We start from the raw sequence: 25180 nt of genomic DNA on the forward strand, positions 1-25180 counted from the left end.
GCCATGACCCCGCTTGTAGATATCCGCAACCTCTCGATAGCCTTTGGCGGTGTGCAGGCCGTCGATGATGTCTCGATTGACCTCTATCCGGGCGAAGTCGTGGGGCTTCTGGGCCATAATGGCGCAGGCAAATCCACGCTGATCAAAATCCTGTCGGGTGCCTACCGCGCCGATAGCGGCGAGATCTGGATCGACGGGAAGAAAGCCACGATCAATAGCCCGCGCGATGCGCGCGCCTATCATATCGAGACGATCCACCAGACCCTCGCACTGGCCGATAACCTGCCCGCGCCCGCAAACCTGTTTCTGGGGCGTGAATTGCGCACCATGTTCGGTTTCCTTGATGACAGCCGCATGGAATCCGAGACCCGCAAGATCATGGCGCGGCTGAACCCGAATTTCCGCAAGATCGCGGAACCGGTGAGCGCACTCTCGGGCGGTCAGCGGCAATCCGTGGCGATTGCGCGCGCGGTCTATTTCAACGCGCGCATCCTGATCATGGACGAGCCGACAGCCGCTCTGGGCGTGCATGAAACCAAGATGGTCGCCGATCTGATCATGGAGCTGAAAGCGCAGGGTCTGGGCATCTTCCTGATCAGCCATGACACGCGCGAGATGATGGAGCTCTGCGACCGCGTGTCCGTCATGAAGAACGGGCAACTGATCGGCACCGAGCGGGTCGAGGATGTCACCGAAGACGATATCCTGTCGATGATCATCATGGGCAAGAAACCGGAAAAGGCGGCGTAATGTATCTGGGCCTTGATCTGGGCACATCCGGCCTGAAAGGGCTGGTGATTGATGCGGGCGGCGCAGTGGTGGCGGAAGCCAGCGCACCGCTGAGCGTCGCCCGCCCCCATCCGGGCTGGTCCGAGCAGGATCCGGCCGACTGGATCGCTGCCGGGGAAGCGGTGTTGCGCGCCTTGGCCGGGAAGATCGACATGGCGGCGATTGCGGGCATCGGGCTCTCGGGCCAGATGCATGGCGCGACGGTGCTTGATGCTTCTGACACTGTGCTGCGCCCCTCTATCCTGTGGAATGACACGCGCTCGCATGCGCAGGCCGCGCGGCTGGATGCAGATCCGCGCTTCCGCGCGGTCAGCGGCAATATCGTCTTTCCGGGCTTTACCGCGCCCAAGCTGGTCTGGATGGAAGAAGAGGAGCCGGATCTCTTTGCCCGCGCGGCCAAGGTGCTGTTGCCGAAAGATTATCTGCGGCTATGGCTGACCGGCGACCATGTTGCGGAAATGTCGGATGCGGCCGGGACAAGCTGGCTGGATGTGGGCGCGCGCGACTGGTCTGACGACCTGCTGGCCGCGACGCATCTTTCCCGCGATCACATGCCTGCGCTGGTCGAAGGCTCTGCCCCCTCTGGCGGGCTGCGCGCCGCGCTGGCCTCTGATTTCGGCCTGACGCCCGGCATCCCGGTCGCGGGGGGGGCTGGCGACAATGCTGCGACCGCCATTGGCCTTGGCGTTGCGCGCGGTGGGCAGGGCTTTGTCAGTCTCGGCACCTCGGGCGTGCTGTTCGCCGCAACCGATGGCTATGCGCCCGCGCCGGAAACGGCCGTGCATACATTCTGCCACGCGCTGCCCGGCACATGGCACCAGATGGGCGTAATCCTTGCCGCGACAGATGCGCTGAACTGGTTTTCGCATCTGGCGGGCGCAAGCCCGGCTGCCTTGACCGCCCATCTGGGCGCGCTGCAGGCCCCCGGTCGCACCCTGTTCCTGCCCTATCTGGGCGGCGAGCGGACGCCGCTGAACAATGCCAGCATTCGCGGTGCCTTTCTCGGGCTGGAACATGCGACCGACCGCGATGCGGCCACCCGCGCCGTGCTTGAAGGCGTTGTTTTCGCGCTGAAAGACTGTCAGGACGCGCTCGCTGCCACCGGCACGCGGATTGACACGCTGATCGCCGCGGGCGGCGGGGCGCGCTCGGATTACTGGCTCTCGGCGCTGGCGACAGTGCTGGACCTGCCGATCCTGCTGCCCGAAGCGGGCGATTTCGGGGCCGCGCTTGGGGCTGCGCGACTTGGTCTGATGGCCGCAACCGGCGCCAGCACCGAGGCCATGCCTTTGCCCCCGATCGCGCGGGAAATAGCCCCGGTGGGCACAATGACCCCCGCATTCAACGACACCCATGCCCGCTACCGCGCGGCACAAACCGCACTCAAGGATCTGACATGACCGATTTTTTCGCAGGTATCCCGCAACTGACCTATCAGGGCGCAGAGGCCGAGTCCGACTTCGCCTTCCGCCATTACAATCCCGATGAGATCATCCTCGGGCGACGCATGGAGGATCATCTGCGGTTCGCGATCTGCTACTGGCACAATTTCGCATGGCCCGGCGGCGATCCGTTCGGGGGCCAGACCTTCCTGCGTCCGTGGTTCGGCAATACGATGGAACATGCGAAACTCAAGGCCGATGTTGCCTTCGAGATGTTCCGTATCCTGAACGCGCCCTATTTCTGCTTCCATGATGTCGATATGCGCCCCGAAGGCGCGGATTTCGCGGAAAACACCCGCAATCTGGAAGAAATGACCGAGTATTTCGCGGCCAAGATGGACGCGGGCGGGCCGAAACTGCTCTGGGGCACGGCAAACCTGTTCAGCCATCGCCGCTTCATGTCCGGGGCGGCGACGAACCCCGACCCGGATGTGTTTGCCTTCTCGGCGGCGACGGTGAAGACCTGCATGGATGCGACCCACAGGCTGGGGGGCGAGAACTACGTTCTCTGGGGTGGGCGCGAAGGCTATGAGACCCTTCTGAACACCGATATGAAGCGCGAGCTCGATCATATGGGCCGCTTCCTGTCGATGGTGGTCGAGTACAAGCACAAGATCGGTTTCAAGGGCACGATCCTGATCGAGCCGAAACCGCAGGAGCCCACCAAGCACCAGTATGACTATGATGTGGCGACGGTCTTCGGCTTTCTGCAACGCTTCGGGCTGGAGAAAGAGGTCAAGGTCAATATCGAGCAGGGTCACGCCATCCTTGCGGGTCACAGCTTCGAGCATGAAATCGCGACTGCTGCCGCGCTGGGTGTGTTCGGCTCGATCGACATGAACCGCAACGACTATCAATCCGGCTGGGACACGGACCAGTTCCCGAACAATACCCCGGAAGTGGCGCTGGCCTATTACGAGATCCTGCGCGCAGGCGGCTTTACCTCTGGCGGCACCAATTTCGACGCCAAGCTGCGCCGCCAGTCGCTGGATGCCGAGGATCTGATCCTGGCGCATGCGGGCGCGATGGATGTCTGCGCGCGCGGCCTGAAAGCCGCTGCCGCCATGCTGGAAGATGGCCGTCTGGAAGCCGCACGCGGCACGCGCTATGCGGGCTGGGACAAGCCCGAGGCGCAGGCGATGCTGGCCTCGGATCTCGACAGCATCACGGCGGATGTGATCGCGCGCGGGGTTGACCCGCAGCCACACTCTGGCAAACAGGAGAAGCTGGAAAACCTTGTGAACCGCTTCATGTAAGGAGGGACCATGCCCGCCGCGACGCCCCCTGTCTGTGATTTCGGCTGGAAAGCCCCCGGTTTCACCCTGCCCGCGACGGATGGCCAAAGCTACAGCCTGTCAGATGTCGCGGGGGCGAAGGGCACGCTGGTCATGTTCATCTGCAACCACTGCCCCTATGTGCTGGCGGTGCTGGACCGGATCCTGCGCGACGCGCGGGATCTGGCCGGGCACGGGATTGGCGTGGTGGCGATCTGCGCCAATGACGCGGATGCCTACCCTGCCGACAGCTTCCCCAGGATGCGGGAACTGGCCGAAAGCCGGGGTTTTCCCTTCCCCTATCTGCATGACGAGACGCAGGAGGTCGCCCGCGCATGGGGGGCCGAATGCACGCCCGATTTCTTTGGGCTGAACGCAAAGGGGGAATTGCAATATCGCGGGCGGCTCGATGCCTCGGGCCGCAATCCCGGCCCGGCAGATGCGCGTCGGGAGTTGTTCGAGGCAATGGTCCGGATCGCCGAGACGGGAGAAGGGCCGCGCGAGCAGACCCCGAGTATCGGTTGTTCGATCAAATGGAAGGCGGCGTGATCCGGCGCAGCGTGTCAGGGTAAGGTGCGTGCTCCCGCACGCACCCTTGGCTGTCTGGTTCCGTGACGTAGCTTTGGGCGCGTCTGCAGGCTGACAAAGCTTTGGTGTCAGACAGCGCGCATGAAGAGCGCCTCGGCCTCGACCGGGATCTCCTGCGCCAGCGCATCAAGATTGCGCATCAGCGAGGCGGGCTTGGCCGTCCCCAGCAGGACCGAGGCCGCCGCCGGGTGACGTTTGGCGAAATGCAGCGCGGCGCTGGCAAGGGGCAAACCCAGCGCGGCGGCGCGGGTCTGAAGATCAGTGACACGCGCCAGCACATCGCGCGGCGCGGGGCCGTAATCATAGGTCGCGCCGGGCACCGGGCCAGTGGCCAGAATGCCGGAATTGAAGATACCCCCCAACACAAGGCTGGTGTTTTCGGCCAGACAGCGCGGGACCAGTTCGGCCTCGGCCGAACGGTCCAGCAGCGTCAGCCGACCGGCCAGCAGAATCGCGTCAATGGCGCCCAGATCCATCACGTCCAGACAGATCTGGCATTCATTCACCCCCAGCCCGATCGCGCCCACGCGCCCTGTCTCCTTCAGGCGCCGCAAGCGGTCATAGCCGGTGGCGGAAAAATCCTGCCAATGCCGGCCCTGCCCGGCCCCGTGGGTATATTCGCCGATATCATGGACATAGAGGATGTCGATGCGGCTTTGGCCCAGCCTCTCGCAGCTTTGCTCGAAACTCTCCTCGATCCCGTCGCCGGAATAGTCGTAGCGCACCTCATTCTGCGCCGGTTGCACGAAACCGTCCGCCTCGGCGATGGGGGAACGGGCGGGGGACAGCACCCGGCCCACCTTGGTCGAGATGACGAAATCCGAACGACCGGCCAGAAACCGCCCCAGCCGCTGCTCGGACAGCCCGCGCCCGTAATGGGGGGCTGTGTCGAAATAGCGGATGCCCGCATCCCATGCCGCTTGCAGCACCGCCTGCACGTCATCTTCGCTGACCGCGTGATACAGATTGCCGATGCTGGCACAGCCAAAGGACACCTCAGTGACTCTGACGCCGGTAGTTCCGATTTCCTTGGTGTTCATGACAATTCTCCTGTCAGGGCGGCACTCAGCCGCGGCTTCCTGCCGGTATCGCCCTGCGCCTGCGCCCAGTCCAGGAAATCACCGATCCTGCGGCGCAGCTTCTCAGTGTGGTTCTGGGCGATATCGCTCAGGCGGTGGTCCAGATAGGGATTGGCGAAGCGCTCCAGCGTCGTGGCGATATAGGCGTCTATGCCGCTGTCTTCGCCAGCGGCGGTGAAAGCGGGCTGCACCTCTTCGGTGTAAAGCTCGCGCAGGCGCGCCGCCAGATCCGGATCGGCCATGCGCTCGCGCACCAGACTGCCACCCTGCCGCCCGCGTGCCAGCCAGTCGGCGACCATCCATGTATGGCCCAGATTGAGGATGAACAGCTTGCGCCGTTCGACCGGTCCCAGATCGGGGACGACCTGAATGCAGGGGTGGTCGCAGGGCAGCACCAGTCCGGGCTGGTCGGCGATGGCCCAGAGCGCATAGGGTTCGGCCACGGCCCCGGCGGGTTCCAAGGGTTCCGAGACGATACGGTCCACCAGCGAATCGACCCAAGTGACGGCATCGGCCAGCCAGTCGCGATAGGCCGCGTCCATCCCGGCGGCCGCACCCAGCACCAGCGCGCGCAGCACCGCGCCATTGCCCTGCACCAGCTCGGTGGGCATGATCTGCGGCGCTGTTCCCCCGGCCTCGAAACACTCGCGCAGCAGATGCGCCAGTTTGGCGGGAAAGGACATCGCCGGATCGAGCGCGCTTCCAGTATCGGCGGGCTGCGGTCGGAACCCGGCATCGGAGGTGTTCGAGACGATGAGGCGGGCCTCGTCGCGCAGGATGCGCCGGACCGTATCTGTCTGGCTGTTGAGCGACAGGGCGCGGGTGATGCTGGTGACGCGTTCGGTGCTGTCGATGCGCTGACCGTTCTGAAGCCCGCGAATCCTGACATCGAACCCTTCGGCCAGCGCGGCGAGCCTGCGGGCGCGCGTGGCATCACCGCTGGTCTGGACCAGACTGATCGGGCCAGGCGCGGCCCCGGTTTCCAGTGCCTGCGAAACAAACAGATCGGCATGGGCTTGCAGGAAGCGGCTGGTGCCGAATTGAAGGATTGGGGTTGTTGACATCGGTGGCTCGCGTTGATTACAGTCTCTTATTATTTAGAACCGACCGCTATGACAAGGAGAAACCGTGATCATCGACTCGCATCAGCATTTCTGGCGTATCGCGCGCGGCGATTATGGCTGGATGGACGACAGCGTGGCGCCGATCCGCCGCGATATCCTGCCTGCGGATCTTGCGCCGCTCGCGCGGGCCGGAGGGATCAGCGGCACGGTTCTGGTGCAGGCGGCGCCGACGGTCGAGGAAACGCTGTTCCTGCTGGATCTGGCCGATAGCGACCCGCTGATCCGCGCGGTGGTCGGTTGGGTTGATCTGAGCGGCGATGTTGGGGCGCAGCTGGAGCGCATCGCCCATCCTGCGCTGCGCGGCATCCGCCCGATGTTGCAGGATATTGCGCAGACCGATTGGATTTTGCGCCCCGGACATATTGATGCGCTGCGCATGGTGGCGCGCGCCGGGTTGCGCATGGATGCGCTGATCACCCCGCGCCATCTGGGGGTGATTGATCGTCTGGCGCAGGAGATTCCCGAACTGCCCATCGTGATCGACCATTGCGCCAAACCGGTCTTTGACGGCAGCGATCCGGGCGCGATGTGGCGCGAGGGCATGACCCGCCTTGCGCGCCACCCGCAGGTTTTCTGCAAACTCTCGGGGCTGGCGAATGAGTTCGGTTCTGGCTGGTCGGCGCAGAGCCTGCGCCCGGTCTTTGAGCATGTTCTGGCCGCCTTCGGGCCTGCGCGGCTGATGTGGGGCAGTGACTGGCCGGTGCTGGAACTGGCGGGGGGTTATCCCGGCTGGCTGGCGGTGGCGCAGGAACTGACCACCGATCTGGAGGCGACCGCGCGCGCGCAGATTTTTGCAGGCACTGCAGCGCATTTTTACGGAGTGGATATATGACACGCATGGGCCATGTGATCGGGATCGACCCGGCGCAGATTGAGGAATATCGTCGCCTGCATGCCAATGTCTGGCCAGAGGTGCTGGCGCGGCTGCGCGCCTCGAACATCACCAATTACTCGATCTTCCTGCGCGAGCCTGAAAATCTGATGTTCAGCTATTGGGAGTATACCGGCCGCGATTTCGAGGCCGACAGTGCCGCCATCGCCGCGGATCCGGTCACGCGTGACTGGTGGGCGGTCTGCGGGCCGATGCAACGCCCGCTGGACAGCCGCGCCGAGGGTGAATGGTGGGCGCCGATGGAGCAGGTCTTTCATCTCGACTGACCCCCGCGGTCGCCATGGGCTCGCGCGGCGTGCGGGCTGTTGCCATCAACCCTCTGTCATGCCAGATCATGCGCCCGCAAGGACGATAGCAGCGTTGTCTTCGAGGTGCGCAGATGGTGCTGCGCGGCGGCGCGCGCTGCGGCGCCGTCACGGGCTTCGAGCGCATTGATGATCGCCAGATGCTCGTCGATGGCGGCTTCGTTGCGGTCCTTCTCGTGGGTCTTGTCCCACAGGTAATGATAGTGGAAGATCAGCGAGATCACCTTCTGGAACTCGGCCACGAAACGGTTTCTGACCACGGAATTGATCGCCTCGTGAAAGCTTTCATCCAGTTCCGAGAAGGCGTGAAAATCATGTTCGATGCGCGCTTTCAGTGCGATATGTTCGTCCCGCAGTTGTGCCAGTCTGGCCCAGACCGGATGATCGACCGGCGCATCGACAACATGGCCGATCGCATTCAGTTCCAGCACCGACCGGAAATCTGACAGTTCGACCGCGAATTCGCGGGTGAAGCCCAGAAGCATCCAGCCGCCCTGCTTGCGCCGCGCCACCAGGCCAAAGCGGCTGAGACCTGCAAGGAACTCTTTCAATTCATGCTGGGGGACATCGAAATTCCGGGCCAGTTCCGCCACCGACAAAGGCGTGTTGGCCGGCACGTCGAAGCGCAATACCCAGTCCAGAAAGCGCCGTTCCAGATCGTCGGGCGAGGCATGCGCGTCGGGCAGCGAGATGCGGTCGGCCTTGCCCGGTATCGCAAGCAGATGCTTTTCGCGCCCGTCCCAAGCAATGAAGCCATTTTCGTCCAGCCGTGCCAGACAGCGGCGAATCACCGTGCGGCTGACCCCGGCGATTTCGCTCAGAGCACTTTCAGCGGGCAGCGGCGTGCCGACCGCCAGCGTAGAGCAGTAATCCAGTATGCGGTTATAGGCCTCTCGATACCGCGTGTCGCTGCGTGCCATTCTGCCCTGCCTTCCGGTCGGCGCCAGTTCTGCCCGGCGCGTTCTATGTTTGAAATTATAAAAAACTCTTGACAAGAATCAAGGGCGCGTAGATTAGTACTAAATAATTAAATGCGGAATAAAGGGGGGTCCATGTCGCACGCAGCCAAACCAGTCGGGCGATTCGGTTTTGCCGGAATGGAGCCGACAAGCGCTCATCTACATCGCCTGTCGGCACTGCTGACCCTGATCCTGCTGATCATGGGTTTCTCCCTCATGGCGCAGTCCTTCTTTACCGTGAATAACGCGATGACGGTTCTGTTGCAGACCTCGGTGATCGGGTTGCTGGGGCTGGGCCTGACCATGGTCATCCTGACCGGCGGGATAGATCTGTCGGTGGGGTCGGTGCTGGCCTTGTCGGGGGTGATCTCGGCGATGGCGGTCAAGGCCGGGGTGCCGGTCGCGCCCGCGATGAGCCTTGGCGTGCTGGCCGGGGCGGCCTGCGGGGCCTTCAACGGCTTTGTCATCACCAAGATGCGTATCCCGCCATTTGTGGCCACGCTGGGCATGATGCTGATCGCGCGCGGTCTGGCGCTGCAACTGACCGGCGCGGCCCCGATCTCGCGGCTGGGCGAGAGTTTCGGCAGGCTGGGCAATGGCGCGCTGTTTCGCGTGATCGAAATGCAGCCGAACGGCTTTCCGCGCGTGATCTTTCCCGGCATTCCCTATCCTGCGATCCTGCTTCTGGTGACGGCGATTGCCGTGGCCTATCTGCTGCGCCGCCGCCAGATCGGACGCCATATCTACGCCACCGGCTCGAATGAAGAAGCCGCGCGGCTGTCGGGTGTGCGGGTCGATCATGTCAAACTTTATGCCTATACGATGTCGGGGGCGCTGGCGGGACTCGCGGGCAATGTGCTGATGTCGCGTCTGGTCACGGCCCAGCCCAGCGAAGGCGTGATGTATGAGCTTGACGCCATCGCCGCGGCGGTGATCGGGGGTGCGTCGCTCTCGGGCGGGATCGGCACCGTGACGGGTACGATGATCGGCGCCTTCATCATCGGCATTCTGCGCAACGGGCTCAACATGGCAGGCGTATCCGCCTTCATCCAGCAAATCGTGATCGGCCTCGTCGTTATCGGCGCGGTCTGGCTCGACCAGGTGCGCAACCGGCAATAACGCCGGGGCGTGCCGAATTTCAACTGAGGAGGAGACCAAAATGAAATCCCTGAAACTGTGTATGGCCGCATCGGCGATTGCAATGGCTGCGGGCGCGGCCCAAGCCGGTGAAATCGCCGTCATCGTTAAGACCACCAACTCGAACTTCTGGCAGAATGTGAACCTTGGCGCGCAGGCCGCCATTGCCGGGCAGTCCGACCATACCATCAGCTTCGACGGACCTGCGTCGGAAAGCGCCATTGCTGATCAGGTCAATCTGGTCGAGAACGCGATCAACCGGGGCGTTGCGGGCATCGTTCTGGCGCCGTCGGACACCGAGGCACTGGCCCCTGCAGTACGCCGCGCCTTTGAAGCGGGCATTCCCGTTGTTATCATCGACAGCGCGCTGGATGACGCCGCCGAGGGCACCTATCAGGCGTTTCTGTCAACCGACAATTGCGCTGCCGGTGAAGAGGTCGCGGCCCGTATGATCGCCGAGGCGGGCACCACCGGCAAGGTTGCCATCATGTCCTATGTCGCAGGTGTGGGGTCCGAGATCGGGCGCGTTGGCTGCTTCACCAGCTATCTGGAAGCCAATTCGGAACTGACCATTGTCGGGCCGTATTATTCGCAAAGCCAGATGGCGACGGCGCTGAACCAGACCACGGATGTTCTGTCCGCAAACCCTGATCTGGTCGGTATTTTCGGCGCCAATGAACCCACTGCTGTTGGGATGGGCCGCGCCCTGGTGCAGGCCGGTCGCGCCGGTGATCTGGTGGCTATCGGCTTTGACGGTAACACCGACCTGCAGGACTTTGTCCGCGAGGGCGTGCTGGTGGCGACCGCGGTGCAGGGTTCGTTCGCAATGGGCGAGATGGGCGTAAACACCGTGATCGACATTCTCAACGGCGAGGCCGTGGAGAGCTTCATCAACACCGGTGTGGTTCTGGTCGATGGCGAGAATATCGACACGCCCGAAGCGCAGAACGTGCTCTATTGATCCTCCCCGGGGGGCAGGCGACTGCCCCCCAAATTATTGCACGCGAACCAAGGACAAGAGGCAAGCTCATGAGCCAGACACCACTGGTTGAGATGATCGACATCGAAAAGCATTTCGGCGGCGTGCGGGCGGTGGACCATGTTTCGCTCAACCTCTATCCGGGCGAGGTGGTCGGGGTGCTGGGCCATAATGGCGCCGGGAAATCCTGCCTGATGCGCATTCTGTCCGGCGCGATGATCCCCAATGGCGGCGAAATCCGCGTGCAGGGGCGCGCGGTGCAGTTCAGCGAACCCAATGATGCGCGCGCCGCCGGGATCGAGACCATCTACCAGACGCTGGCGCTGGCCGATCATCTGGACGCGGTGGCCAATCTGTTTCTGGGCCGCGAGTTGAAGACCCGTTTCGGCAATCTGGATGAAGCGCGCATGTATGCGGCGACAAAGGATGTTCTGGCGCGGCTCAACCCGAATTTCAAGAACCTGCGCGACCGCGTGTCCAGCCTGTCGGGCGGGCAGCGGCAGGTGATCGCCATCGCCCGCGCAATCTATTTCGACACCAAGGTGCTGATCATGGATGAACCGACCGCCGCGCTTGGCCCGTCGGAAACGGCGATGGTCGCCGATCTGATCCGCCAGTTGCGCGCCGAGGGCATCGGGATCTTTCTGGTCAGCCATGACATGCATGACGTGTTCGAACTGTGCGACCGGGTGGTGGTGATGAACAAGGGCCGCGTCGTTGGCGCGCACCGTATCGACGAGGTGGACAAGGACGATGTTCTGAGCCTGATCGTGAAAGGCGAATTGCCCGCCGACTGGTCCGCGCGCAATCTGGCCGAGGCACCGGCATGACCCTGACAGACACTGACAGCGCCATCGCAACAATGACTTGCGGAACCTGCCTTGAACCGGGCCGGTTTGTGCTGGAACGCCGCGCGCTGCCGCTGGAGGCCCCGGAGGGCTGGGTGCTGGTCGATATTGCCGCCATCGGCATCTGCGGCACGGATTATCACATCCATGAGGGCAAACACCCGTTTCTGGACTATCCCAGAGTAATCGGGCATGAATTGGCGGGCCACATTGCCAGCGGCCCCGATGCCGGGCAATTGGTGGTGGTGAACCCCTATATCTCTTGCGGCACCTGCCGCGCCTGCCGCCGGGGCAAGCCGAATTGCTGCGCCGCCATTCAGGTGCTGGGCGTGCATCGCGATGGCGGCATGTGCGCGCGGATCGCGGTGCCGCGTGGCAATCTGTACCCTGCTGAAGGGCTCAGCGTGCAACAGGCCGCGATGGTCGAGTTTCTGGCCATCGGCGCGCATGCTGTGGCGCGCGCGGGCGCAGGGCCGGAGGACCGGGTGCTGGTGGTCGGTGCCGGGCCAATCGGGCTGGGCACGGCGTTGTTCGCCCGGCTGGCCGGGGCCGAGGTGCATCTGAGCGACCGCAGCCCGGAGCGGCTGGATCTGGCCCGCCAGCTTTGCGGTTTTGACCTTTTGCACGGCCCCGACCTGCCCGCGATCAGCGGCGATCTGGCAGAAGGCTTCGATCTGGTCTTTGACGCCACCGGCAATGCGCAGGCCATCGAGGCGGGCTTTCCGCTGCTGGCGCATGGTGGAAGCTCGGTTCTGGTGAGTGTGGTCAAGGAGGATATCTCCTTCGCCGATTCCGAATTCCACAAGCGCGAGGCGCGGATCATCGGCTCGCGCAATGCGCTGAAAGCGGATTTCGAGAAGGTCATGGAGGCCATGCGCGCGGGCCGCATCCCGACCGAAGCGCTGATTTCGGATGTCATTGCGCTGGCGGATCTGCCAGAGCGCTTCGACAATCTGGTCGCGGATCGCGACAGTATCGTCAAGATCCTTGTAACGCCCTGATCTTAATTCCAAGAATGGCCCTGACATGACCGATGCCCCCTCTGCGCTGCGCCTGCATGACAGTGACAATATCCTGATCGCCCTGACCGCGCTTGCACAGGGGACGCAACTGGCCGGGGGCGTTGTCGCCGCCCAGCCCATCCCGGCAGGGCACAAGATCGCCGCGTCTCCGATTGCCGCAGGCTCCCCGGTGCGCAAATATGGCCAGATCATTGGCGTGGCCAGTCAGGACATCGCGCCGGGTGCGCATGTCCATGTCCACAATCTGGGCATGGGCGCGCATAAGCAGGATTACGGCTTTGGCAGCGCCGCGGTGGCGCTGGCCCCGGCCAATGACGCGGCGGGTTTCATGGGCTATCACCGCCCCTCGGGCCGGGTGGGGACACGCAACTATCTGGGGATTCTCACCTCGGTCAATTGCGCGGGTTCGGTCGCGCGTTTCATTGCCGAGGCCGTCGAGCGGCAGGGCTGGCTGGCCGATTTCCCCAATATCGACGGGATTGTGCCCATCGTGCATGGCTCGGGCTGCGGCATGTCGGGCAAGGGTGAGGGCTATGATACGCTGTTCCGCACCCTTGCGGGCTATGGCCATAACCCCAATTTCGGCGCGATCCTGATGGTGGGGCTGGGCTGTGAGGTGATGCAGATCCCCGATCTGATCGACCGCAAGGCGCTGAAGGACAGCGCGCGGTTTCGCTACATGACCATCCAGCAGACCGGTGGCACGCGGGCGACCGTGGACAAGGGCGTGGCCATCCTGCGCGAACTCGCGGCCGAGGCCGACAAGGCCCGCCGCGCCCCTGCCCCGGCGTCAAAGCTGGTGCTGGGGATGCAATGCGGCGGCTCGGACGGCTATTCCGGGATCACGGCGAACCCGGCGCTTGGCGTGGCCTCGGACCTGCTGGTGCGGCAGGGGGGTACGTCGATCCTGTCCGAGACCTCGGAAATCTACGGGGCCGAACATCTGCTGACGCGGCGCGCGGTGGATGAGGCCACCGGGCGCAAGCTGATCGACCTGATCGACTGGTGGGAGGATTACACCGCCCGCAACCATGGCGAGATGGACAATAACCCCAGCCCCGGCAACAAGCGCGGCGGGCTGACGACGATTCTGGAAAAAAGCCTTGGCGCGGTCGCGAAGGGCGGATCAGCGCCGCTGGCGGGGGTCTATAAATTCGCCGAACCCATCGACCAGCCCGGCTTTGTTTTCATGGACAGCCCCGGCTATGACCCGTGCTCGGTCACGGGGCAAGTTGCGTCGGGGGCCAATCTGATCGCCTTTACCACCGGGCGGGGCAGCGTTTCCGGCTATCGCCCGGTGCCCTGCATCAAGATCGCCTCGAACCCCGATCTGTGGCAGCGAATGGAGCCCGATATGGATGTGAATGGCGGCGAGATTCTGAGCGGCGTCAGTCTGGAGGCCAAGGGGCAGGAGATATTCGAGCTGATGCTGCACGTGGCCTCGGGCGCGCCGACCAAGAGCGAGGCGCAGGGCTTCGGCGCGGTCGAGTTCGTGCCCTGGCAGATCGGCGCGGTGATGTAGCAATGAACAAGGAAAGACCGATGAACCATGTCGATCTAAGCGGCCAGACCGTTGTGGTCACGGCTGCTGCGCAGGGGATCGGGCGGGCCAGTGCGCTTGCCTTTGCGAGTGCGGGCGCGCGGGTGATCGCCACCGATATCAACGCAGCCGGGCTGGCCGGTCTGCCGGGGATCGAGACAGCGCGGCTGGATGTGCTGGACCCGGATGCCGTCGCCGGTTTCTGCGCCGGGGCGGGGCCGGTCGATGTGCTGTTCAACTGCGCGGGCGTGGTGCATTCGGGCACGGTGCTGGAGGCCAGCGACGCCGATCTGGATTTCGCCTGGGATCTGAACGTCAAGGCCATGGTGCGGATGATCCGGGGCCTGCTGCCGGGGATGCTGGAGCGCGGCGCGGGATGCATCATCAACATGTCCTCGGTGGCCTCGTCGGTGAAGGGGGTGCCGAACCGTTTCGCCTATTCCGCCACCAAGGCCGCGGTGCTGGGGCTGACAAAATCCGTCGCCGCCGATTATGTGGCGCGCGGCATCCGCTGCAACGCGATCTGTCCGGGCACGGTGCAATCGCCCTCGCTGGATCAAAGGCTTGCCGCGACCGGCGATTACGATGCTGCGCGCGCGGCCTTTATCGCGCGCCAGCCGATGGGCCGGATCGCCGAGGCCGAAGAGATCGCCGGGCTGGCCGTCTATCTGGCGGGGGCGACCTATACGACCGGGCAGGCCCTGTGCATAGATGGCGGCTGGACGCTCTGACGAAACCCGAGAGGATACTATATGAAACTGCTTCGCTACGGCGCCATCGGCGCAGAGAAACCCGGCCTGCTGCACAGCGATGGCACCATCCGCGACCTGTCGGGCGTGGTCGCGGATCTGTCGGGTGCCGCGCTGTTCCCCGAAGAACTGGCCCGGATTGCCGCCACCGATCCCGACACGCTGCCGGTGGTCGCAGGCAACCCGCGTCTTGGGCCGCCGGTTGCGGGCACCGGCAAATTCATCTGCATCGGGCTGAATTTTGCTGATCACGCCGCCGAAAGCGGCATGGATGTCCCGCCCGAGCCGGTGATCTTCATGAAGGCCACCAGCGCGATCTGCGGCCCCAATGATCCGATCATCATCCCGCGCGGATCGGAGAAGACCGACTGGGAGGTGGAACTGGCCGTGATCATCGGCAAGCCCGCCAAATATGTCTCCGAGGCGGAGGCGATGGCACATGTCGCGGGCTTTGCGGTCACCAATGATGTGAGCGAACGCGCCTTTCAGATCGAGCGTGCCGGACAATGGACCAAGGGCAAAAGCTGCGACAATTTCGGCCAGATCGGCCCGTGGCTGGTGACGCCCGATGAGGTCGTCGATCCGCAGGCGCTGCATATGTGGCTTGATGTGAATGGCCAGCGCATGCAGGACGGATCGACCGCGACGATGGTCTATCAGGTGCCGTTCCTTGTCCATTATCTCAGCCAGTTCATGACCCTGCATCCGGGCGATGTGATCTCGACCGGCACTCCGCCGGGGGTCGGGCTGGGTCAGAAACCGCCGCGCTATCTGCGCGCGGGCGATGTGGTGGAACTGGGCATCGAGGGTCTGGGCACCCAACGCCAGCAGGTCATCGCCGATTGAGGCACCGCTCAGGACACCTGATGCGCTGGCCGCTGGCTTGCCTTGGCAGATCTGCCTGAATCATCACTGCGGTGTCGGCGCCGGGTGGAGAGCTGCAGTTTGACCCGATGCAGGTGTGATCTTGCCTATGGTCTCTCCGCCATTCCTGAGGCTCGCCACCGGCGCAACCGACGCATGCAGCATCCCGCGCGAGAGACGACCGAGGTGCTCAGCGCAGTCCGTGATCATGCGGTCTAAAGGAGCACGGCGCCGCGCTGGCCTGACGCTGATGAGGCACCGAAGATCATGTGTAGATGCTTGCTCATATATATGCGCAACCATGGCGTGAAACGCTCCGGCGCGCGTTCGATGATCGCGCGCAAGGCTGCAAGACTGATCCAGTCGGTATCGGCAACTTCATCTGGGTTGGGGGTGACGCGCAGCTCCGGCATGGCGCGCGCGGTGTAGACCTGTACCAATTCGTGCTCGGTCATCCCGCCGCCGACATCGGCGCGATACTCGATTTCGCCGACATGGTGCAGCTCCAGCCCCTCGATGCCCAATTCCTCGCGCAGGCGGCGACGGGCGCAATCGAGATCACTCTCCCCCCATTGCGGATGGGTGCAGCAGGTATTCGCCCAGAGGCCCGGCGTATGATATTTGTGCAGCGCGCGGCGCTGGATCAGCACGCGGTCGCCTTCGGTCACGAAGACCGAGACCGCCTTGTGGCGCAGCCCGCGCCGGTGCACGTCGAGCTTGTCCAGCGGTTTGAGCGTGCCCTCTTCCCAGGCCGGGATAAGCCGGTTCATATGTCGCCCGGTCGGAGAAGGACGGCGCGCCTCGGCATCTGCTTGACCCCGGCCCTGAGCCGCCGAAGCGCGCGGGCGGTCACCAGTTTCTTGTTCATACAGGCCCCGAATATCAGCCGCTGGACGTAGTTATCATGTCAGAGCGAGACAAGGCGCGCATCATCCATCCGCCTTGTAATACGCATCCTGCATCGAAGACAAAACCCTGAACACGGTCTTGTGTTCGCGCATGACCGGTTTCGGCGTGAGTTACCGGTCATTTTGCCCGGAGCCGAAATGGCGCTGGCCTTGCCCGCATGTAAGCGTCCTTATGCGCCATATCCGGCGCGGGCATCTTTCGTGATCTTTGTAGATAATTTCCTCAAGTTGCGCGAACACGTGGACTTTCTGTAGATAGTATTGCATCCAGCAGGCGAGAGAACTGGCGAGCGTGGAGGATTGCCGTGCCCAAGGACTTGCAGACAGGCGAGATGCGCACCGACTGGACGCGCAATGAGGCCGAGGCGATCTACGCCCAGCCCCTGATGGATCTGCTGTTTCAGGCGCAGACGGTGCATCGCGCCCATTTCGATCCCAATCGGGTGCAGATGAGCCGCCTTCTGTCGGTGAAAACCGGCGGTTGCCCCGAGGATTGCAGCTATTGCAGCCAATCGGCACGCAATGGCGCGCAGCTTTCCGCCAGCAAGCTGATGGAGGTCGAGCGCGTGCTGGCCGAGGCGCGCAAAGCCAAGGCGGCGGGGGCCACGCGCTATTGCATGGGCGCGGCATGGCGCAGCCCCAAGGAACGCGACATGCCCGCGATCGAGGCAATGGTGCGCGGTGTGCGCGAACTGGGTATGGAAACCTGCATGACGCTGGGCATGCTGGATGAGGATCAGGTGCTGCGGCTGAAAGGCGCGGGGCTGGATTATTACAATCACAACATCGACACGTCGGAATCCTTCTATCCCGAGATCATCACCACCCGCAGTTTTGCCGACCGGCTGGATACGCTGGACCGCGTGCGCGAGGCCGGGATCAAGGTCTGCTCGGGCGGTATTCTGGGCATGGGCGAGGCCGTGGGCGACCGGATCGACATGCTGCTGGCGCTGGCCACCCTGCCCGAGCATCCCGAAAGCGTGCCGATCAACATGCTGATCCCGGTCGAAAACACGCCGCTGGCCGATGCCGCCCCGGTGGATCCGATTGATTTCGTGCGCGTGGTGGCGCTTGGGCGCATCCTGATGCCGCGCAGCTATCTGCGGCTCTCGGCGGGCCGCACGGGGATGAGCGACGAAATGCAGGCTTTGTGTTTCTTCGCCGGGGCCAATTCGCTGTTCATGGGGGACACGCTGCTGACTGCCGCCAATCCCGGCGAGGACCGCGACCAGAAACTGTTCGACAAGCTGGGCTTGCGGCCCGAGGCACCGGGCAGCGAAGGCGCGGCATGAGCCTGCTGGCGCCACAGCGCGGTTTGCTTGACGCCCTGAACCAGCGCGGGCGCAGGCGCATGTTGCAGCCGGTGGCCGGGGCGGATTTCGCCTCGAACGACTACCTCGGGCTGGCCGGATCTGAGCTGTTGCGCGACCTGACCCGCGCGGCGCTGGACAGCGGCCTGCCCACCGGGTCCGGCGCGGCGCGTCTGTTGCGTGGCAATCATCCTGCCTTTGCCGCGCTGGAAACCGAGGCTGCCGCGCATTTCGGCGCGGGCGCGGCGCTATACTTCGGGTCAGGATACGCGGCCAATCTGGCGCTGTTTAGCGCGCTTCCTGCGGCGCGTGATCTGGTACTGCATGATGCGCTGATCCATGCCAGCGCGCTGGACGGGATGCGCCTTGGCCCGGCGACAATCCGCGCCTTTGCCCATAGTGATGTGGATTCGGCACGCGACACGCTGCGCAACTGGCGCGCGGAGGGCGGGACGGGGCAGGTCTGGCTGGCGGTGGAAAGCCTCTATTCCATGGATGGTGATTTCGCGCCGCTGGACGATCTGGCGGCGCTGGCCGCAGAGGAAGGCGCTTTCCTGATCGTGGACGAGGCCCATGCCTCGGGCATCTGGGGCGATGGTGGCCGGGGCGTCGCCGCGCCCTTCGCGCATCTGGAACATGTGGTTACGCTGCACACCTGCGGCAAGGCTCTGGGCGTGCAGGGCGCGCTGATCTGTGCCGACCCGGTGCTGGTGGAGTTGCTGGTGAACCGGGCGCGCAGTTTCATCTATTCCACCGCGCCCTCTCCGCTTCTGGCCGAAGTGCTGCGCGGCGTGCTGGCGCATCTGGCGGCGGATCCCGCCCGCCGTCTGGCGCTGCTGGCGCGGGTGGCGCAGGCGGGCGATCTGGCGCGCAGCATCGGGCTGGCGCCATCGCAAAGCCAGATCCTGCCGGTGATCGTGCCGGGCGATACACGCTGCCTTGCCGCAGCCCATGCTTTGCAGGCGCGCGGCTTTGACATCCGCGCGATCCGCGCGCCCACTGTTCCCAAAGGGACCGAGCGCTTGCGGCTGTCGCTGACGCTGAACCCTGATGCGGCGGCGCTGCCCGCCGCCTTTGCCGCGCTGCAAGAGGTGCTCGCATGACCGCTTTCATCGTCACCGGCACGGATACCGGCATAGGCAAGACGGTCTTTGCCGCCGGTCTGACCGCGCGGCTTGGTGCGCGCTACTGGAAACCGGTGCAGGCCGGGCTGGTGGACGAGACCGACAGCCAGACCGTCGCCCGCCTGTCCGGCCAGCCGGTGCTGCCCGAAGCCTACCGTCTGGCCCTGCCCGCCTCGCCCCATATTGCGGCGGCAGCAGAGGGGATCACGATTGATGAGCAGGCGCTGGCCCCACCACTCGCAGGCCCGCTGGTGATCGAGGGCGCGGGCGGGTTGATGGTGCCGCTGAACGCGCAGGCGACGTTTCTTGATGTCTTTGCGCGCTGGCAATTGCCGGTGATCCTGTGTGCACGCACGGCGCTTGGCACCATCAACCACAGCCTTCTGTCCATCGCCGCCCTGCACCGGGCGGGCGTGCCGCTGCATGGTGTGGTCTTCATCGGGCCAGAGGCGCGCGAGGTCGAGGCCACGATCTGCCGCATGGGCGCAACCCGTCATCTCGGCCGCCTGCCGATCCTGCAACGGCTGACACCGGACAGCCTGCGTGCGGCCTTTGACGCCTGCTTTCCCGCCGACAGGTTCGAACTGCCATGAAGCCCGGCCCGATCTGGCACCCGTTCACCCAGCATGCGCTGTTTCCGCAGATGCGCGCCATCACCAGCGCCTCGGGCGCATGGCTGACCGACGCCAAAGGGACGCGGGTTTTCGACGCGATTTCCTCGTGGTGGGTGGTGACGCATGGCCATTGCCACCCGCATATCGTGCAGGCCATCCGCGACCAGGCGGGGCGGCTGGATCAGGTGATCTTCGCCGGCCATACCCATGAACCCGCCGAGCGCTTTGCCGAACAACTGATGACGCATCTGCCCGACGCACTGGCGCGGATCTTCTTTTCCGACAGCGGCTCTACCGCCGTCGAGGTGGCGCTGAAAATGGCGCTTGGCCATTTTCGCCATCGCGGCGAGACCCGCCATCGTATCGTGGTGATGGAACACGGCTATCATGGCGACACGGTGGGCACCATGTCGGCGGGCGAACGCGGCGCATTCACCCAACCCTATGACCCTTTGCTCTACGCGGTTGATCGTATCCCCTTCCCCGCGCCGGGGCGCGAGCAGGACACGCTGGATGCGCTGGAGGCTGTCGCCCGCAAGCCGGAAACGGCGGCGCTGCTGATCGAGCCGCTGGCGCTTGGGGCGGGCGGGATGCTGTTCTACCCCCCTGCCCTGCTGGCAGAAATGGCCGCGATCTGTGCCCGGCATGGCGTGTTGCTGATCGCCGATGAGGTCATGACCGGCTGGGGCCGCACCGGGCGCTTTCTGGCCTGCGATCATGCAGGCGTGGTGCCGGATATCCTGTGTCTGTCCAAGGGCATTACCGGCGGGCATCTGCCGCTGGCGGTGACGCTGTGCCGCGAGGAGATATTCCAGTCGCATTGGTCGACGGACCGGCGGCGCACCTTTTTCCATTCCTCCAGCTATACCGCCAATCCCATCGCCTGCGCGGCGGGGGTGGCCAATCTGGAACTCTGGGCGCGCGAACCGGTGCAGGCGCGCATCGAGGCGGTGGCCGCAGTGCAGACCGAGGGGCTGGCCCGGCTGCAGGCGCATCCGAAGATCACCGGCGCGCGGCAACTGGGCACCATACTTGCGGCAGAGATCGGCGCGGGGGGGTATCTCTCGGATCTCGGCCCCGGCCTTTTGCGCTTCTTCACCGGGCGAAACCTGCTGATCCGGCCCTTGGGCAACACCGTCTACCTGCTGCCGCCCTATTGCAGCACGCGGACCGAACTCCGGGCCTGCCATGACGCCATTCTGGAGGCCGCCGATGCGCTGGGATGAGCGCGGCGTAGCCATGGCCGGTTTCGGGCATTTCCTGCCCGAACGGCGCGTGGAGAATGCCGAGATTGAGGCCGAGTTCGGCCTCGCCCCCGGCTGGATCGAACAGCGCAGCGGCATTCGCAGCCGCCATTACGCCGCGCCCGGTCAGGCGGTGAGCGATCTGGCAATACCCGCCGGGCGCATGGCCTTGCAGGCCACCGGGCTGCGGCCGGGGCTTTTGCTGCTGGCGACCTCGACCCCCGATCATCTGCTGCCGCCCACCGCACCGCTGGTCGTGCATCACCTGGGTCTTGATTGCGGCGCGGTGGATCTTGCCGGGGCCTGCGCGGGTTTCCTGCATGCGCTGGCGCTGGGGGCCGGGCATGTGCGCATGACCGGGCAGCCGGTGCTGGTGATCGCCGCGAATATCCTGTCGCGCCGCATGGCCGCCGATGACATCACCACAAGGGCGCTCTTTGCCGATGCCGCTGGCGCAGTGGTTCTGGCGCCGACGGATGATCCCCGGCAGGGGCCGGTCGCCACGGTATTGCGCTCGGACGGTGCCGGGCATGGCATGATCCGCATTCCCCGGGGCGGCTCGCGCCTGCCCTATGATGCCACGGGCGCGGGCGGGCTGGCCATGCAGATGCCGGACGGGCGGGCCGTCTTCACGCGGGCGGTGAGTGGCATGGTTGACTCGGCCCGTGAGGCATTGACCGAGGCGGGACTGACAGCGGCTGACATCCGCACCTGGGTCGCGCATCAGGCCAACCGGCGGATCCTCGACAAGGTGGGCCAAAGCCTGGGTCTGGACGGCGCGGACTGGCTGGGCACGCTTGAGCGCCACGGCAATTCCTCCGCCGCGACCATGCCACTGGCGCTGTCATGCCACGCGGCAGAGGGCCGGGCCTTGCGGTCGGGCCCGGCCCTGCTGTCGGCCTTTGGCGCAGGGCTGATCTGGGGCGCTGTGGTCTGGAACACCTGAGCAGCCACTGCCGAGGCCCATCAGCGCGGCACAAGTGCAGGGCAATGACTGCCTGCTGTCAGGGAGCAGCGCATATCCTGCCGGGCACTGCAACAACAGCTTGTCGCCTGGCGCGCGTCACAGCGCCTCTGCGTTCACCGTGCTCTCCGCAAGCTTGGTGAGCTTTTCATCCGTCGCCGATTCCTCCTTCAGGGTCTCGCTGAGCAGTTTGGCGGCGTCTTTCATGTCCAGTTCGGTAGCCCAGCGATGCAATGTGCCATAGCGGGCGATCTCGTAATGCTCGACCGCCTGTGCCGCCGAAATCAGCCCGGCATCGAGCGCGGCAGAGCCCTTGAACTCTTCCATGATTTCCTCGCCCTCGGCGATGATGCCCTCGATGGCCTCGCAGGTCTTGCCGCGCGGGGCCTTGCCCACCAGTTCGAAGACTTTCTGCAGTCGCTCGATATGGGTTTCCGTCTCTTCGCGGTGGTGTTCAAAGGCGGCAGCCAGCTTTTCTGATTGCGCAGCGCGTTGCATCTTCGGTAGCGCCTTCACTATCTTGCGCTCTGCATAATAGATGTCGCGCAGTGTATCGACGAAAAGGTCGTCAAGGGCCTTATCCTTGGCGGGCATGAGCTTCTCCTTCTTGTATTTTGCACCACGGCTCTTCAAAGCCGCGGCGTGGTCAAGCAACAACTCAGAACCAGCACAGCGCTGCATTGTTCCACGCGAGTCTCCACTTGGGCGCATGAATTTGCCAGGCTGCGGAAGCCTGCAAATTGCTGTGCAGATCCCATTGCGGCACCTGCGTCAAATGGAAGAGGTTGCATTCAAATGGCCTGCGTCAGGCGTCTGAGCCAGTCATGCACATCGCCAACTGTTGCCAGCCCGAAACAGGCCGAACTTGGCTTCTGTCGTCCGACCCGCACGGAGATGCCGTTGTTGCGGTTCACCCATTCGAAACCCGCTTCATCCGAGGTGTCATCGCCCAGAAAGACCGGCTTTCGTCCGCGGAAGGGTGGGCGCGACATGAACCAGGCAATCGCGGCACTTTTCAAAGCTTTTTCGGGCAGCAATTCGACCCCTGCATGGCCTTCGACCAGCCGATAGCCGCAGGGCAGTCGGGACAGGGCGTTCCGACAGGCCCTGATGACTGCCGGCAAGGCCTCGGGTGCGGCGCGCGTATGGATTGCAAGGACGGGGCCCTTGTGCTCGAAATAAACACCGTCGCGATGCAGAAAACTGGCCTCCAACTCTGAAAACACCGGCGCCACTTCGGCGGCAGCCGCCTGCCCGCTTTCAAATTCATCACCCAGTAACAATTCGATTCCAAAAGTTCCGGCGGCGGCGAAGCCGGTCGCTCCGAACAGCCGCTCCACCATCGCCAGATTTCGCCCTGTCACAAAGGCCATCGCACCGTCGAGAGCGCGGTTCAGTTCCTGCAGGATATCCGGCAGATCCGGTGCGACCCTGACGCCATCAGGATGGGCGGCATGCTCGACCAGCGTGCCGTCAATATCCAGAAACAGGGCCAGTTCAGAAAGCTCAGGGATCGGGGGTGTTTGCATCATTCCGCGCTCTGTTGAGTGTGGCTGGGTCGGGCTGGGTGCGCAGGTTCCGGCGGCGCCCGCGTTCCTGTGCCGCCGTGCGCACCTTCAGCAGCCGCTTGCGACTGCGCAGGCGCACGGCATCCTCCAGCATTCGCCCCGCCCAACGATAAATGTTCTTGTTGCGCACGGTTTCGCGCATGCGGTGCATCCGTTCCCCCTGTTCGACCAGCGGCATTTCAAGCGCGGCCTTGAGTGTCGAAGCGAGCTGCGCAATGTCAAACGGATTGACCGCCAGCGCTTCCGGCAGCTCTTGCGCGGCACCTGCAAAGCGCGAGAGGATCAAGACACCATCGGAGTTTTCCCGCTCGGCGACAAACTCCTTCGCCACCAGATTCATGCCGTCATGCAGCGAGGGCACGGCGCAAATATCGGCTTCGCGGTATAATGCGCGGAGATCATCGCGGGCGAAATGCTCGTCCATGAACTGCAGGGGCTTGTAGTCTTCAGTCTCGAAACGTGCGTTAATCGCCGCGCTGATCTTCAGGCACTGCCTGCGCAGGTTGCGATAGGATTCGACCCCGCCCCGGCTGGGGGCAGCAACATAATACAGATGTATCCTGCCACGCCATTCGGGATAGCGCAGAAGCAGGTCTTCAAAAGCCGCCAGAAATTCCGGAATGCCCTTGGTATAGTCAAGCCGCCCAACGGCCAGTATCAGCTTCGCGTCGGCTTTCATGTCGAGGGATTTTCGCGCACTGAGCGCGGGGACGGCCACAGGTTCTGACCGGGCGGGCCATGCTATGGAAATGGGATAGGTGCAGTTACGCGATGTCTTGCCGCCATATCGCACTGACCAGTCTTCACGGCTGACCCTGCTTTCGAGCGTGCGCTCGACGCAATCAATCAGATTGATGCGGAACAGCGGAACCTGAAAGCCGATAATATCCGATCCCAGAAGCCCGTCCAGAAGCTCGGCAGCATGAGGACAGATGCCGAATACTTCCGCATTGGGCCAGGGAATATGCCAGAAAGTGACGATTGTGGCATTGGGCAGACGTTCGCGGATCATGCGGGGCAGCAAGGCAAAATGATAGTCCTGCACAATGACCATCGGGGCTTCGGAGCGCGCTTCCTGCGCTACAGCATCAGCAAACCGGGCATTGACGGTGCGGTAATGTTCCCAGTCCTGCTGACGAAAAACCGGCCGGACAAAGGCATTGTGGCATAGTGGCCAGAGGCTTTCATTGGCATAGCCAAGATAATATCCTTTCTCTTCTTCCTCACTGAGCCAGACGCGGCGCAACGTGTAGCTCGGCTCGCCGGGCGGAACCCTTAGCCGGTCATTGGCATCCACCGTTTCTCGGTCCGCCGATCCGCTGCCATGCGCAATCCATGTCCCGCCGCAGCCGCGCGCAATCGGCTCCAGCGCAGAGACCAGCCCACCGGCGGGCATCTCGCAGCGGATACCATCGGGTTGCATGGAATGCATGTAGGGCTCGCGGTTGGACACAAGTATCATATCCGTTCCAGCCAGATCATGCTTGATGAGGTTGCGCAGACGCGCCAGATCCCACAGATTCCGGTTTGGCGCCTCTCCAACACCCGCAGGGCCTTCCCCGGACGCGCCCGGCCGCATGCCATGCAACTGGTCTGCTGGCGCTGCATTTTCTTCGGGAACGCCACCCGCGCGGCCAGTCCACAGCCAGCCCCCACGAATAAGTTTCCGCAGTTTGTCGAACCTGCCTGGCAATCGCTCAAAGGTGACCGGATGGTAAGGGCCATGCTCGGTGTTATTGTCCTGCACGCTCATCTTTTCCTGCTCTGATCTGTCTTTGGTCCACGGAGCATCGAAGCGCCGAACGGGTGGTGTGAGAGGCGCCGTCTGTCGGAAATTCACCTCGATGCTCCGATCAC

General features: G+C 64.0%; 26 protein-coding genes. 19 read left to right on the top strand and 7 right to left on the bottom strand.

Annotated elements, in window-relative coordinates:
* The first annotated feature begins 3 nt into the window (after window positions 1–3).
* The 4 genes from BG457_RS08500 to BG457_RS08515 are packed head-to-tail and all read left to right on the top strand — an operon-like array spanning window position 4 to window position 4054.
* Window positions 4–750: an ATP-binding cassette domain-containing protein gene (locus BG457_RS08500; protein WP_071796653.1), complete on the top strand. Its 747-nt coding sequence runs from the start codon at window positions 4–6 to the stop codon at window positions 748–750.
* Window positions 750–2189 carry a xylulokinase gene (gene xylB / locus BG457_RS08505; protein WP_071796654.1) on the top strand — a complete coding sequence of 480 codons (1440 nt, stop codon included), beginning with the start codon at window positions 750–752 and terminating at the stop codon, window positions 2187–2189. The genes BG457_RS08500 and xylB overlap by 1 nt, the downstream gene beginning before the upstream one ends.
* Window positions 2186–3487: a xylose isomerase gene (xylA, locus tag BG457_RS08510; protein WP_071796655.1), complete on the top strand. Its 1302-nt coding sequence runs from the start codon at window positions 2186–2188 to the stop codon at window positions 3485–3487. The genes xylB and xylA overlap by 4 nt, the downstream gene beginning before the upstream one ends.
* Window positions 3488–3496: 9 nt before the next feature.
* Complete coding sequence (locus BG457_RS08515) at window positions 3497–4054, top strand: thioredoxin family protein (protein ID WP_071796656.1); 558 nt, start codon at window positions 3497–3499, stop codon at window positions 4052–4054.
* Window positions 4055–4161: 107 nt separating this feature from the next.
* Here the strand turns inward: BG457_RS08515 and BG457_RS08520 are convergent, their stop codons facing one another.
* Together BG457_RS08520 and BG457_RS08525 are read right to left on the bottom strand one after the other, a co-directional pair.
* A complete protein-coding gene (locus BG457_RS08520) occupies window positions 4162–5133 on the bottom strand; it encodes an aldo/keto reductase (RefSeq protein WP_071796657.1) in 972 nt (323 codons plus the stop codon).
* A complete protein-coding gene (locus tag BG457_RS08525) occupies window positions 5130–6236 on the bottom strand; it encodes a mannitol dehydrogenase family protein (protein ID WP_071796658.1) in 1107 nt (368 codons plus the stop codon). The genes BG457_RS08520 and BG457_RS08525 overlap by 4 nt, the downstream gene beginning before the upstream one ends.
* Window positions 6237–6300: 64 nt before the next feature.
* On the opposite strand from BG457_RS08525, the gene BG457_RS08530 reads away from it, so the two are divergent.
* Complete coding sequence (locus BG457_RS08530) at window positions 6301–7128, top strand: amidohydrolase family protein (protein WP_071796659.1); 828 nt, start codon at window positions 6301–6303, stop codon at window positions 7126–7128.
* Window positions 7125–7454 carry an L-rhamnose mutarotase gene (locus BG457_RS08535; protein WP_071796660.1) on the top strand — a complete coding sequence of 110 codons (330 nt, stop codon included), beginning with the start codon at window positions 7125–7127 and terminating at the stop codon, window positions 7452–7454. Before BG457_RS08530 ends, BG457_RS08535 begins: the two co-directional genes overlap by 4 nt.
* A gap of 56 nt (window positions 7455–7510) precedes the next feature.
* Here the strand turns inward: BG457_RS08535 and BG457_RS08540 are convergent, their stop codons facing one another.
* Window positions 7511–8413, bottom strand: a complete 903-nt coding sequence (locus BG457_RS08540) for a GntR family transcriptional regulator (RefSeq protein ID WP_071796661.1) — start codon at window positions 8411–8413, stop codon at window positions 7511–7513.
* A gap of 132 nt (window positions 8414–8545) precedes the next feature.
* On the opposite strand from BG457_RS08540, the gene BG457_RS08545 reads away from it, so the two are divergent.
* The 7 genes from BG457_RS08545 to BG457_RS08575 all read left to right on the top strand — a co-directional run bounded on the left by BG457_RS08545 (window position 8546) and on the right by BG457_RS08575 (window position 15573).
* Window positions 8546–9571 (top strand): ABC transporter permease, encoded by a 1026-nt coding sequence (locus tag BG457_RS08545; protein ID WP_071796662.1) that lies wholly within the window; start codon window positions 8546–8548, stop codon window positions 9569–9571.
* Between the two features lie 40 nt (window positions 9572–9611).
* Window positions 9612–10550 carry an ABC transporter substrate-binding protein gene (locus tag BG457_RS08550; protein ID WP_071796663.1) on the top strand — a complete coding sequence of 313 codons (939 nt, stop codon included), beginning with the start codon at window positions 9612–9614 and terminating at the stop codon, window positions 10548–10550.
* Window positions 10551–10618: 68 nt separating this feature from the next.
* Window positions 10619–11398, top strand: coding sequence for an ATP-binding cassette domain-containing protein (locus BG457_RS08555; protein ID WP_071796664.1), 780 nt, complete (start codon window positions 10619–10621; stop codon window positions 11396–11398).
* Entirely contained in the window at window positions 11395–12417 is a 1023-nt protein-coding gene (locus BG457_RS08560) for a zinc-binding alcohol dehydrogenase family protein (RefSeq protein ID WP_071796665.1), read from the top strand. Before BG457_RS08555 ends, BG457_RS08560 begins: the two co-directional genes overlap by 4 nt.
* Before the next feature lie 25 nt (window positions 12418–12442).
* Window positions 12443–13960: a UxaA family hydrolase gene (locus tag BG457_RS08565; protein ID WP_071796666.1), complete on the top strand. Its 1518-nt coding sequence runs from the start codon at window positions 12443–12445 to the stop codon at window positions 13958–13960.
* Window positions 13961–13980: 20 nt separating this feature from the next.
* Entirely contained in the window at window positions 13981–14709 is a 729-nt protein-coding gene (locus BG457_RS08570) for an SDR family oxidoreductase (RefSeq protein ID WP_071796862.1), read from the top strand.
* 21 nt (window positions 14710–14730) lie between these two features.
* On the top strand, window positions 14731–15573 hold the full coding sequence (locus BG457_RS08575) for a fumarylacetoacetate hydrolase family protein (protein WP_071796667.1): 843 nt from the start codon (window positions 14731–14733) through the stop codon (window positions 15571–15573).
* A 233-nt stretch (window positions 15574–15806) separates the two neighbouring features.
* Here the strand turns inward: BG457_RS08575 and idi are convergent, their stop codons facing one another.
* On the bottom strand, window positions 15807–16361 hold the full coding sequence (gene idi / locus BG457_RS08580) for an isopentenyl-diphosphate Delta-isomerase (protein WP_071796668.1): 555 nt from the start codon (window positions 16359–16361) through the stop codon (window positions 15807–15809).
* Between the two features lie 470 nt (window positions 16362–16831).
* On the opposite strand from idi, the gene bioB reads away from it, so the two are divergent.
* The 5 genes from bioB to BG457_RS08605 are packed head-to-tail and all read left to right on the top strand — an operon-like array spanning window position 16832 to window position 21737.
* A complete protein-coding gene (bioB, locus tag BG457_RS08585) occupies window positions 16832–17791 on the top strand; it encodes a biotin synthase BioB (RefSeq protein ID WP_071796669.1) in 960 nt (319 codons plus the stop codon).
* Window positions 17788–18912, top strand: a complete 1125-nt coding sequence (locus tag BG457_RS08590) for an 8-amino-7-oxononanoate synthase (RefSeq protein ID WP_071796670.1) — start codon at window positions 17788–17790, stop codon at window positions 18910–18912. Before bioB ends, BG457_RS08590 begins: the two co-directional genes overlap by 4 nt.
* Entirely contained in the window at window positions 18909–19526 is a 618-nt protein-coding gene (gene bioD, locus BG457_RS08595; RefSeq protein WP_071796671.1) for a dethiobiotin synthase, read from the top strand. Before BG457_RS08590 ends, bioD begins: the two co-directional genes overlap by 4 nt.
* Complete coding sequence (locus tag BG457_RS08600) at window positions 19523–20773, top strand: adenosylmethionine--8-amino-7-oxononanoate transaminase (protein ID WP_071796672.1); 1251 nt, start codon at window positions 19523–19525, stop codon at window positions 20771–20773. Before bioD ends, BG457_RS08600 begins: the two co-directional genes overlap by 4 nt.
* Window positions 20760–21737: a beta-ketoacyl-ACP synthase 3 gene (locus BG457_RS08605; protein ID WP_071796673.1), complete on the top strand. Its 978-nt coding sequence runs from the start codon at window positions 20760–20762 to the stop codon at window positions 21735–21737. Before BG457_RS08600 ends, BG457_RS08605 begins: the two co-directional genes overlap by 14 nt.
* 117 nt (window positions 21738–21854) lie before the next feature.
* Here the strand turns inward: BG457_RS08605 and BG457_RS08610 are convergent, their stop codons facing one another.
* The 3 genes from BG457_RS08610 to BG457_RS08620 form a co-directional block, all read right to left on the bottom strand.
* The gene (locus BG457_RS08610) at window positions 21855–22349 is read right to left on the bottom strand and encodes a YciE/YciF ferroxidase family protein (RefSeq protein ID WP_071796863.1); all 495 of its coding nucleotides are present in this window, start codon (window positions 22347–22349) and stop codon (window positions 21855–21857) included.
* Window positions 22350–22546: 197 nt separating this feature from the next.
* The gene (gene otsB, locus BG457_RS08615) at window positions 22547–23287 is read right to left on the bottom strand and encodes a trehalose-phosphatase (RefSeq protein WP_071796674.1); all 741 of its coding nucleotides are present in this window, start codon (window positions 23285–23287) and stop codon (window positions 22547–22549) included.
* Window positions 23262–24785, bottom strand: a complete 1524-nt coding sequence (locus BG457_RS08620; RefSeq protein ID WP_217649501.1) for an alpha,alpha-trehalose-phosphate synthase (UDP-forming) — start codon at window positions 24783–24785, stop codon at window positions 23262–23264. The genes otsB and BG457_RS08620 overlap by 26 nt, the downstream gene beginning before the upstream one ends.
* Before the next feature lie 18 nt (window positions 24786–24803).
* Between BG457_RS08620 and BG457_RS20225 the strand changes: the two genes are divergently transcribed.
* Window positions 24804–25091 carry a hypothetical protein gene (locus BG457_RS20225; RefSeq protein WP_175546765.1) on the top strand — a complete coding sequence of 96 codons (288 nt, stop codon included), beginning with the start codon at window positions 24804–24806 and terminating at the stop codon, window positions 25089–25091.
* Window positions 25092–25180 lie beyond the last annotated feature (89 nt).

It is taken from the genome of Natronohydrobacter thiooxidans, assembly GCF_001884735.1.
GTDB lineage: Bacteria > Pseudomonadota > Alphaproteobacteria > Rhodobacterales > Rhodobacteraceae > Roseinatronobacter > Roseinatronobacter thiooxidans_A.